6 protein-coding genes and 2 pseudogenes are annotated in these 10,667 nt (G+C 59.1%); 1 reads left to right on the top strand and 7 read right to left on the bottom strand.

Annotation, left to right across the window (positions count from 1 at the left end):
• Positions 1 to 224: 224 nt before the first annotated feature.
• Positions 225 to 476 (top strand): YMGG-like glycine zipper-containing protein, encoded by a 252-nt coding sequence (locus tag V6S97_RS28645; protein WP_137006466.1) that lies wholly within the window; start codon positions 225 to 227, stop codon positions 474 to 476.
• A gap of 185 nt (positions 477 to 661) precedes the next feature.
• On the opposite strand, the pseudogene V6S97_RS28640 reads toward V6S97_RS28645, so the two are convergent.
• The 7 genes and pseudogenes from V6S97_RS28640 to V6S97_RS28610 form a co-directional block, all read right to left on the bottom strand.
• Positions 662 to 976 (bottom strand): annotated as a pseudogene (locus V6S97_RS28640) (helix-turn-helix domain-containing protein); the annotation flags it as partial.
• Positions 977 to 1,171: 195 nt separating this feature from the next.
• Entirely contained in the window at positions 1,172 to 4,303 is a 3,132-nt protein-coding gene (locus tag V6S97_RS28635; protein WP_137006467.1) for an efflux RND transporter permease subunit, read from the bottom strand.
• Positions 4,304 to 4,306: 3 nt separating this feature from the next.
• Positions 4,307 to 5,443, bottom strand: a complete 1,137-nt coding sequence (locus V6S97_RS28630; RefSeq protein WP_137006468.1) for an efflux RND transporter periplasmic adaptor subunit — start codon at positions 5,441 to 5,443, stop codon at positions 4,307 to 4,309.
• Between the two features lie 323 nt (positions 5,444 to 5,766).
• Positions 5,767 to 5,913, bottom strand: a complete 147-nt coding sequence (locus tag V6S97_RS29310) for a hypothetical protein (protein ID WP_175422282.1) — start codon at positions 5,911 to 5,913, stop codon at positions 5,767 to 5,769.
• Positions 5,914 to 6,127: 214 nt separating this feature from the next.
• Positions 6,128 to 6,550 carry a methylmalonyl-CoA epimerase gene (gene mce, locus V6S97_RS28620; protein ID WP_334428376.1) on the bottom strand — a complete coding sequence of 141 codons (423 nt, stop codon included), beginning with the start codon at positions 6,548 to 6,550 and terminating at the stop codon, positions 6,128 to 6,130.
• Positions 6,551 to 6,558: 8 nt separating this feature from the next.
• Entirely contained in the window at positions 6,559 to 8,694 is a 2,136-nt protein-coding gene (scpA, locus tag V6S97_RS28615; protein ID WP_334428374.1) for a methylmalonyl-CoA mutase, read from the bottom strand.
• A gap of 11 nt (positions 8,695 to 8,705) precedes the next feature.
• Positions 8,706 to 10,541 (bottom strand): annotated as a pseudogene (locus V6S97_RS28610) (ATP-binding protein); the annotation flags it as partial.
• Between the last annotated feature and the right edge of the window lie 126 nt (positions 10,542 to 10,667).

Genomic DNA, 10,667 nt, shown 5'->3' with positions numbered 1-10,667 from the left:
CACATCCGATCTACGGTATCGTTCCGGTTTCGTTCGACCTTAGCGTACGATTTCGGACTGCTCTTGTTCCGACCCCAAGCAGGGCGGTCGCCTTAACGAGACGATGGTCACCACGATTTTCGTAAGGTCCCCGTAATGGAACCACCGCACCAAGGGTGTCAACCAATGATGGATCGACCTCGATCATCATGGTTCCAAACGAAACATCCTACGAGGAAACCATTGTGGAAAGATTGATTGCCATTGCTCTCGTTGCACTTGCTCTGACGGGTTGCTCTGAACATGCCGGCCGCGGCGCTGGAATTGGAGCGGCGTCTGGCGCTATCATAGGCGGATTAGCCAGCGGCTCCTGGGAAGGTGCGGCCGTTGGCGCAGCCGTTGGCGGTGCTTCCGGCGCGATTATAGGCAAAGCCACAGAGCCCGGCAAATGTGTCTATCAGGATAGTCGCGGCCGTCGCTATACCGATCGCTGCTGATTCAGCCCCGCAATCTGCTTGCATGAGACGGGCCACCAACCTATCGCCGAAAGGCACGAGATCGGTGTTGTCATCGGCCAAAAAGTCGTAGGCAAACCGCTTCTTGCGCGTCTCGTAAGGTCCACAGTGCCACAAAGTCCGCCGGACTTCACTGTCGCGGCGGCCTTCACCATGTCGTGGCGGCCAAGGCAGGCGCTCAAGGCGCTGCGGCTGATCCGCACCGACCGCTCGCCTTTCAGGCGCTCGACCATCTCGTTCAGCGTAATGTCTTTGCGCTCGTTGATAAGCCCGACGATGAAGCCTTCATGTGGATCGAGGCTGGACGCCCGGTGACTGCCCTGACGGCGCGGGTCAATTCGCCGAGCCTCACTCGCGCGATCCACCGGATCGCACTCGATACCCCAACCCCGAAACCGAGCCGCTGCCTGCCGTGCAGACATCCCCGCCGCCGAAGCCTTCAGAATCCGTAACCGTAGATCGTTGCTCAGCGCCTTGGCCATCATCCACCTCCGTTCCTCAAGGCGGATGTTGAATCATCGTGAAAACCAAGCGTCACGTCACAATCGATTCATCAATAGCGGGACGCGCTCAAAGTATGAGTGCTGCTGACTATATTTGACTGAGCATCAATTGCCACCACCATTGAGACGTGAAGTCGTATCCTTTCTCTCCACCCTGATAGAGCGTACAACAGTCTAGTTTGTACTAGCTTGCGACGGCTCATCCGCAGGGCCTTTCGGGAAAAGTCTTGCGATGCGGCTACCCATGGCGTCCAGATATGTCAGCACAACTGGTACGAACACCAAGGTCAGCAAGGTCGACGAGATCAACCCGCCTATCACCGCATGTGCCATGGGTGCGCGCTGCTCACCACCTTCGCCAAGACCCAGCGCCATCGGCAGCATGCCAAAGATCATGGCGAGGGTGGTCATCACGATCGGGCGTAGTCGGACGGCGCCGGCATCCGCAAGACTTTCAGGAAGCGAACGGCCCTCCCGCCTCCGCTGGTTCGAGTAATCGACGAGGAGGATCGCGTTCTTGGTCACGAGCCCCATGAGCATGATGAAGCCGATCATCGAGAACATGTTGAGAGTGGACCCCGTAATCCACAAGCCAACAAGCACGCCGATCAAGGACAGGGGGAGGGTCATCATGATGGCGATCGGCTGGATGAAGGAGCCGAACTGCGAGGCGAGGATAATGTAGATGAAGATCACGGCCAGCGCGAGCGCCTGCAACGCATAACCCATGCTCTCGTCCAGGTTCTGAGCGTCGCCGCCGAACGATATCCTGTAGCCAGCGGGAATCCTCATCTGTGCGATAGCTGCATCCAGATCGGTCCGCACATCGCCCAGCGTCCGGCCCTCGATGTTGCTGGAGACCCGGATCTCGCGTGACAGGTCCTTGCGGGTGATCGCATCAGGCGCTGTACTTTCAACGATGTTCGCCACCTGGTCGAGAAGCACTGTGATCGGCTTGCCGTCGTCATCCGTGCGGTTGGTAGCAATGGTGAGGTTGCGCAACTGGACCGCATCGCGTCGCCCCGTGGCGGGCAAGCGGACCATGACGTCGTAGGATTCACCGTCCGGTGCGTTCCAGATGGACACCGCGTCGCCCGCGACAAGCGGCCGTAGCGTATCCCCGATGGAGGCAATCGAAACGTCGAGATCGCTGGCTGCTTCCCGCCGGATCTTCACAGCCAGTGTCGGTCTCGTGTTCTCGATGGAGGACTCGATTTCCGTCACTCCGGAAATGGCAGCAAGGGCCGTCGTGATCTGCTCCGAGATCTGGCGGAGCTGATCTTCACCGTCTCCGAGTATCGACAGCTGCAAAGGCTTGGAAGCCGAGCCCATGGAGGTAGATTGTCCGATCGAAACCTTCAGGCCGGCGATGGCCGACAGTCTCTGGCGGAATGGCTCGATGCTTTCCGCAGTTGTGACATCGCGCTCGACGCTCGGAACGAGCTGGACGGCGACATTGGCTTCGTTGAAGCCGCGTGCGCCGCTGGCGTTGATGGTGGAGTAGATCGATCCGACATAGCCGAATTCGTGCAGAGCCTTTTCCACCTGGCTAACTTTGGCGGCCATATATTCCAACGACGCGCCCTGGTTCGCTTCGAGGGAAACAGAGACTTCACCTTGGTCCGCGGGCGGAAGGAACTCAGCACCGATTCTGGGAACGAGCATCAGGCTGGCGACGAACATGGCCACGACGATTCCGATCGTGGTTTTGCGGTGGTCGAAGGTCCAGTGGATAAGGGACCGATACCTATCGGCAAGACGTTCAAACCACCGGTCGAAGCGGGCGATGGCGCGTCCAACCAGACCACGTTTGGCATCATTCTCCGATTGGGGGTCGTACCAGACGCTGGAGAGCATCGGGTCCAGCGTGAACGAAACAAACAGAGAGATTAATACCGCAACGGCGACCGTGACGCCGAACTGCAGGAAGAAGCGACCGATCAGTCCTCCCATGAAGGCGACTGGGAGAAAGACTGCGACTATGCAAAGGGTGGTTGCAAGAACGGCTAAGCCGATCTCATTGGTGCCATCAAGCGCGGCCCGAACGTGGCTCTTGCCCATATGCAGGTGGCGCGTAATGTTTTCCCGGACGACGATGGCATCGTCAATAAGGATGCCGATCGACAGTGACAGGGCCATGAGTGTCATCGTGTTGAGCGTGAAGCCCAGAAAGTAGATCACCGCGAAGGTACCGACGACGGAGATCGGCAGCGTGAGGCCAGTGATGACTGTGGATCGCCATGAGTTGAGAAAGAGGAAGACGATGGCAACCGTCAAAACGCCACCCTCGATCAAGGTTCGCTGCACTTCGGCAACTTGTGCCGCGATCGGCCGCGAGTTGTCCCGGGTTACCTCGAGTTCGACGCCCTCCCATTTCAGTTCCTCGTTGAGCGCGGTGATCTCCTTGCGCAGGTCCGTCGCCACCGACACCGTGTTGGCCCCCTGCACCTTGACCACGTCCAGTCCAAGGGACGAGATGCCCTGGAAAGTAGCCCTGCTCGTCACTTCCGCGCCTGTATCGAGAACGGTGGCGACATCGGAAAGATAGACGGGATACCCGCCGCTCTGGGCAACGATGATGCTGTTGAAGCTGGCGACGTCGTCGATCCTCCCCTCGACTGTGACGATACGCTGATTGATGCCGGAGATCAGAGTGCCGGCCGCCCGGTCCTGGTTTTCCCGTCGAATTGCGTTGATGACTGCGGTGACTCCAACGCCATAGGCTTCGAGCCTGTCTGGATCGACCACCACCAGCATCTGCCGTTCGCTTCCTCCCACCAGCGTGATCTGGCCGACGCCCGAGAGGACGTTGAGACGGTTTTTGATCACCCGATCTGCCAGGGTCGTGATGTCGGATAAGGATCGCGTGGAGGAGGAGGCCGCTACCGACAGTATCGGCTGATCGTCGGGGTTGAAGCGGGTTATCTGGGGTGTGTCGACCTCGTCCGGGAACGACGCCTCGAGCCTGGCCACGCGATCGCGCACTTCCTGTGCGGCAATCTGTGAATCGATATCGAGCTCGAACTGCACCACAACAACCGATCGGCCCTCGTAGGATTCAGAAGTAATGTTGTTAATGCCGGCGATCGTGTTGAGGGCAGACTCGATCGGGCGGGAGACCTCGCTCGCCACGGTTTCCGGGGATGCTCCTGTGTAGGACGCGGTCACCACCACGATCGGCAGGTTGGTTTCGGGGAACTGGTCCACGCCGAGGCGGCTGTAAGAGAAGAGGCCGATTACCAGGACCGTCACCATCATCATCGTGGCGAAGACTGGATAGCCTACGCTGATACGCGTCAGGAACATGTGTCAGAGCCCTTCTACCGCGACCGGAGCGCCGGCCACGAGTTGTGGAAGAAGAGCGGTCACTACAACGTCGCCTTCCGTCAGTCCTTTCACGCCGACCAAGTCTTGGTCGCTCCATGTTGTTCCAAGCTTGACTTCCTGCCGTCTAAGATGTCCGTCGACGATCTTCAGGACGAAGGCGCCACTCCCGTCATGGCGAATGGCCGGAGTGGGAAGGGCGATCACGTTCTCCTGGTCGTCGACCTTCAGGATCCCTGTCGTGAACATCCCGCCTTTGAGGAGGCCATCACCGTTCTGGATGGCGAGGAACACCCGCACCGCCCGCGAGCTAGCCACGGCAGTCGGCGCGATACGCGTGACTTCTCCTTGGAAGGTGCGTTCAGGGAAACCCTCGACGGAAAGCTCAACCGGTTGCCCCACTTGAACGCGGGGGATGCGGCTCGTGGGTACGCCGGCGTCCACCTCCATCCGGCTCAGATCGACGACAGTCAGGAGTTCGCTGTTGACGGGAACAGTCTGGCCTTGCTCCGCAGGCCGAACTGAGATGACGCCGTCGAATTCGGCATGGACTTCGGCATCATCCAGCGAACGTTGCGCATCTGCAACCTCCGCCTGCTTCGAACGAAGCTGCGCACGAAGGTTGAGGACTTGTGACTGTGCTTCCAGCCGCGCGGCCTCCGACGTCACGCCGCGCTCGCCAAGGCTGATGTTGCGCGCCAGAATGGACTCCGCCAATTCGAGCTGCGCGTTGATCGCATCGACCTCCGCGCGTCTTGCCGTCAAGGCAGATCTCAAGGCCTCCGTGTCGAGGCGCACCAGCAGGTCGCCCTTCTTCACCACGTCGCCCACTTGTACAGGCAGCTCCACAATCGTGCCGGAGACGCGCGCCGTAAGGCTCGAACGTCGGATCGGCGTGAGTGACCCTGAAATCCGCACCTCATTGGAAATGCGGCGCGGCGCGACGGTCGTGACGTCGACACTGGCCAATTCGACCTTTGCTGTCGGCGCTGCCTCTATCTGCGCGAGAGTCGCGACAGCAGAAAGGAGGAACAGGCTCACAAGAGCAATGGAGGCTCTAATGAAGGCTGGTCTTGATTTACCAAGGCAGGCCTTCAATTCTTCATTGGATGCGAAGTTCATGGAGCCTCCCCAAGTTGCTAGTGTAGCCAACAAACACCGATCACCCTGCCAGGGGGCCAACAGGCGGTGCCGTATGGGAACGTTACGCGAGCACCGTGAGTACTGCTAACACGATGAGATTCAACTCCACCTCGTGCCGTGAAGGCTTCCGTGGAGTGGGTGTCCTCTGTCTTGCAAGGGTTTCATTACGCCAATATTACGCGCAGCGACCGCATCAACAGTCGTGAGTCGCTCATCTCCCGGGTTCGCACCACGGCGTCAAAGCCTTCGTCGATCACATCGACCAGCCGGTTGGTGAAGTCGAGATCAAGTTCGATCTACGGTCAGGTGCACATGAAGGCCGTCAGCGTCGGCATCATCAGCACCCTCAGCTTGCCGCGCGGCGCGCCTTGTATTTGCGACAACTCCGGTTCCGCTGCTTCGATTTCACAGAGAATGCGTCGGAAGCGTTCGAGAAACAGCGTGTCCATCGACGATCGACGACACACGGAGATTCTGCGCACGGCGTTTCGAGATTGCCGATAAAGAAGTCCGCATAATTGGATCGAAGTTGGAACTGTTACGAACGCTGATGGGCGCTCCTAGCGGACAATCGGCGACGTTTGGCGTTCATAGTTCTGTACTGAAATGGCCTGCTGCCTGTCACGAAGCGCTTGATCTTTCTGGAACACATCCTTGGCAGGCTCAACAAAATGAATTCGTCGCAGGTACCTCCTCAAATTCGGTGAGAACTCCGAACAGGTCGGAAGGGTGCGCGAATATCACAGGATTCCCATGGGCTCCGATCTTTGGCTCCCCCGAACCAAGGACCCGTATGCCGCTTTCGCGGAGCACTGTTGTCACAGGTCCAAGTCCCTCTACCTCAAAGCACACATGGTGTATGCCGCCCGCCGGGTTCTTCTCAATGAACCGCTGTATCGGGGACGCATCACCGAGCGCCTCCACGAGCTCGAGCTTGAGGTTGTCGAACTCCAGGAAGCTGACTCGCACCCCGTGCTCCGGAAGCTCCTGCGATTCCGAAACTGTTACGCCGAGCCGTCGATAGGTCGCGCTGGCTGCTTCAAGGTCGGGGACCGCGATTGCAATATGATTCACTCTTCTGATCATAACGAACCTCAGTTGTTGCGACGCTTACCTTCGAGAAGGTCGAGTATTCTGTTCGCAGCATCCAGCACATTGGTGCCGGGACCGAACACGGCGGCCACTCCGTTCTCCAGGAGGAAGTCGTAGTCCTGCCTTGGGATCACACCCCCGACGACGACGACGACCTCATGGCCATTCCTCGTTCGCAGGGCCTCGACAAGCTGGGGAGCCAGTGTCCTGTGTCCAGCGGCAAGAGAAGACATCCCGACCACGTGGACACGTTTGCGCATCGCAAGATCGGCCGCCTCTTCGGGCGTCTGGAACAAAGGTCCCGCGATAACCTCGAATCCGATATCTCCGAAAGCAGACGCAATCACTTTGGCGCCGCGGTCATGTCCGTCCTGGCCAAGCTTCGCAATCAGGATACTCGGCTTTAGTCCCGTTGAGGCGGCAAGATCTCCAAGTCTGTTTACCAGTGTCTCGTACTCGGGATCGTTTTCGTAGGCCAGGCCGTAAATATCGCTTACCACTTCGGGCACGGCTTTGTGGTCGCCGAACACCGTGCGCATTGCATCCGATATCTCCCCGACCGTGGCGCGAGCACGGGCCGCGTCGACAGCAGCCTCAAGAAGATTGCCAGTACCTGTTGCTGCGATCCTGGAAAGAGCGGCGAGCGTGCGAACCACAGCCTCCGGATCCCGTTCCCGCTTCACCTGCTCCAGCCTGTCGACCTGAGCCTTGCGAACCAGGGTGTTATCGATGGCGAGGATCTGCAACTCATCCTCGTTTTCCAGGCGGTACTTGTTCACCCCGACGATCACCTCGTCTCCCCGATCGACCCTTGCCTGGCGCCGGGTCGCGGCTTCTTCGATAAGTCGCTTCGGCAGTCCGTCGGCCACTGCCTTGGTCATGCCGCCGAGAGCCTCGACCTCCTCGATCAATGCCCAGGCTTTTGTCGCCATTTCATGGGTGAGGCTCTCAACGTAGTAGGAACCGGCAAGCGGGTCGACAACCCTGGTCACGCCGGTCTCGTGCTGCAGGATGAGTTGGGTGTTGCGGGCAATGCGAGCCGAGAATTCCGTCGGAAGAGCGATGGCCTCGTCGAGCGCGTTGGTATGCAGCGACTGGGTGCCGCCAAGGGCTGCCGATAAAGCTTCATAAGCCGTCCGGATGACGTTGTTGTAAGGGTCCTGTTCCTGCAGCGACACGCCCGATGTCTGGCAGTGCGTCCGGAGCATAAACGATGATGCCTTTTTCGGCTCGAATTCTTCCATGATCCGCGTCCAGAGAAGGCGCGCGGCGCGCAGTTTCGCGGCTTCCATGAAGAAGTTCATGCCGATGGCAAAGAAGAACGACAGCCGTCCAGCGAACTCGTCCACACTCAGGCCTTTGGCGAGTGCAGCACGGACATACTCGCGTCCATCAGCCAGAGTGAAAGCGAGCTCCTGGACGAGCGTCGCGCCCGCTTCCTGCATATGGTAGCCGGATATCGAAATCGAATTGAACTTCGGCATTTCCTTTGCCGTATATTCGATGATGTCGGCGACAATCCGCATCGAGGGCTCGGGCGGATAGATATAGGTGTTGCGAACCATGAACTCCTTCAGGATGTCGTTCTGGATCGTCCCGGAAAGCTCCGCCCGCGAACAGCCCTGCTCCTCGCCGGCGACGATGAAGGAGGCGAGGATCGGGATTACCGCGCCATTCATCGTCATCGATACCGACATGTCCTTCAACGGAATGCCGTCGAACAGGATCTTCATGTCCTCGACGCTATCGATCGCCACGCCCGCCTTGCCGACATCGCCTTCCACGCGTGGATGGTCGCTGTCATAACCCCGGTGGGTGGCGAGATCGAAGGCAACCGACAGGCCTTTTTGGCCGGCCGCAAGATTCCTGCGGTAGAACGCATTCGAGGCTTCAGCGGTTGAAAACCCGGCATATTGACGGATCGTCCAGGGCCTGCCGGCATACATTGTTGCGCGCGGTCCGCGCACGAATGGCTTCATGCCTGGCATCGTGTTCAGGTGATCAATGCCATCCAGATCGTCAGCCGTGTAGAGCGGCTTGATATCAATGCCCTCGGGCGTGCGCCATAGAAGCGTATCGGGGGAGGCCTTGAGTTCTTTCTCGGCCACTGCGCGCCATTCGTCCGTTGCCTTTGACATAAACGCCTCCGTCATACGAATTCCATGATAAGTTCATCGACGGCAAGGCTTTGGCCCGTCTTCGCCAGAATGCGCTTGACGACGCCCTTTCGCTCGGCCTTCAGCGCATTCTCCATTTTCATAGCCTCCACCGTTGCCAGCGTTTGCCCCGCCTCGACCTCATCCCCCACTTCGACCGTCATCGACGTGATGACTCCCGGCATGGGGCAGAGGAGAAGCTTCGATGTATCGGGCGGCAGCTTTTTCGGCATCAGCCTGGCAAGCTCCGCGATCCGGAGGGAGCGGACATGAACGCGGACGTCGATGCCCTTCCAGCGAAGCCGGATCGACGAGCCAATCAGATCGACCTTGACCCCCATTGACGTCGTATCGACCAGAAAAGTCCCATGGCTTTGTCCGGGAAGCCACGTTCCGGCAATCGACATCCTAGAACCGTCCGCGAAGGCCACCGACATCCCATCCCCGAGCGTCTCTAGTGAAAGCGCCACTTCGCTTGCAGGGAAGGACACGACCCACTCGTTGCCGAGCGCGCGCTTGTGGTTTCCGATCGCGCCTGAAATCGCCGTGGCGCGCGATTGTATGGTCTGATTGACGAGCGCGGCCGCCGCAGCAAGCCGGAGGTATTCTTCCGGTTCCGGCTCCACGCCGACGAACCCATCAGAGAACTCCTCATCGATGTAAGCGGTGGTCAGTCGCCCGGATCTGAACCGCTCCTGTCTCATGACTACCGACAGAAATGGAAGATTGTTCCCGCAGCCTTCGACCTCGAAATCGTCAAGTGCTGCAGCCATTGCGTCGATCGCCTGCGTGCGATCTTCCGCCCATGTGCAGAGCTTTGCGATCATCGGGTCGTAGTACATCGATATCTCGCCGCCCTCGAAGACGCCGGTATCGTTGCGTACGACGGTCCCATCGGCTTTCGTGCCCTCGATCGGCGGCCGATAACGTGACAGGCGACCGATCGAGGGCAGGAAGTTCCGATAGGGATCTTCGGCATAAAGCCGACTTTCGATCGCCCAGCCATTCAGCTTTACGTCATCCTGCCCGAAGGACAGCTTTTCGCCTGACGCCACGCGGATCATCTGCTCGACCAGATCGATGCCGGTGATCAGCTCGGTGACGGGATGTTCGACCTGCAGGCGGGTGTTCATCTCAAGAAAGTAGAAATTGCGGTCGCTATCGACGATGAATTCGACGGTGCCAGCCGAGTGATAGCCGACCGCCTTCGATAGCGCCACCGCCTGCTCGCCCATGGCGCGCCGGGTCGCCGCATCCAGGAACGGCGAGGGGGCTTCCTCGATGACCTTCTGGTTTCGCCGCTGGATCGAGCATTCGCGCTCGCCGAGATAAACCACCGTGCCATGTTTGTCGCCGAGCACCTGGATTTCGATATGGCGCGGTTGGGTGACGAATTTCTCGATGAAGATACGGTCGTCGCCGAACGAACTCTTCGCCTCGTTTTTCGAGGCCTGGAAACCTTCGCGGGCTTCCGCGTCGTTCCAGGCGATGCGCATGCCCTTGCCACCGCCGCCGGCGGACGCCTTGATCATCACCGGATAACCGACCGAAGCGGAGATCTTCACGGCTTCATCGGCATCGGCAATCAGGCCCATATGGCCGGGCACCGTGGAAACGCCGGCCTCGGCCGCGAGCTTTTTCGATGTAATCTTGTCGCCCATCGCCTGGATGGCGCCAACAGGCGGACCGATGAAGGCAATGCCTTCCTTCTCCAGGGCTTGCGCAAATGCAGCGTTTTCCGACAGGAAGCCGTAGCCCGGATGGACCGCATCCGCACCGCTCTTGCGGATCGCATCCAGGATCCTGTCGATGACGATATAGTGTTGATTTCCGCGCAGAAGTGAGCCGGTTAGGCGCATAATTTCCATTGAGAATTGAGCCATGTGAACCTTTCCCCATCGCTTTGAGTGACGGGGGCAACGGAGTGATCCACATGGGACTTTTGAATATCATCC

The organism is Agrobacterium sp. CCNWLW155, from assembly GCF_036888815.1.
GTDB lineage: Bacteria > Pseudomonadota > Alphaproteobacteria > Rhizobiales > Rhizobiaceae > Agrobacterium > Agrobacterium radiobacter.
This window is presented reverse-complemented; position numbering and strand designations above follow the sequence as displayed.

Bases quoted from the DNA above. Each gene is read 5' to 3' on its own strand.
- V6S97_RS28635 (WP_137006467.1), bottom strand. From the start codon at position 4,303: ATGTTCCTGACGCGTATCAGCGTAGGCTATCCAGTCTTCGCCACGATG.
- V6S97_RS28630 (WP_137006468.1), bottom strand. From the start codon at position 5,443: ATGAACTTCGCATCCAATGAAGAATTGAAGGCCTGCCTTGGTAAATCA.
- V6S97_RS29310 (WP_175422282.1), bottom strand. From the start codon at position 5,913: ATGGACACGCTGTTTCTCGAACGCTTCCGACGCATTCTCTGTGAAATC.
- mce (WP_334428376.1), bottom strand. From the start codon at position 6,550: ATGATCAGAAGAGTGAATCATATTGCAATCGCGGTCCCCGACCTTGAA.
- scpA (WP_334428374.1), bottom strand. From the start codon at position 8,694: ATGTCAAAGGCAACGGACGAATGGCGCGCAGTGGCCGAGAAAGAACTC.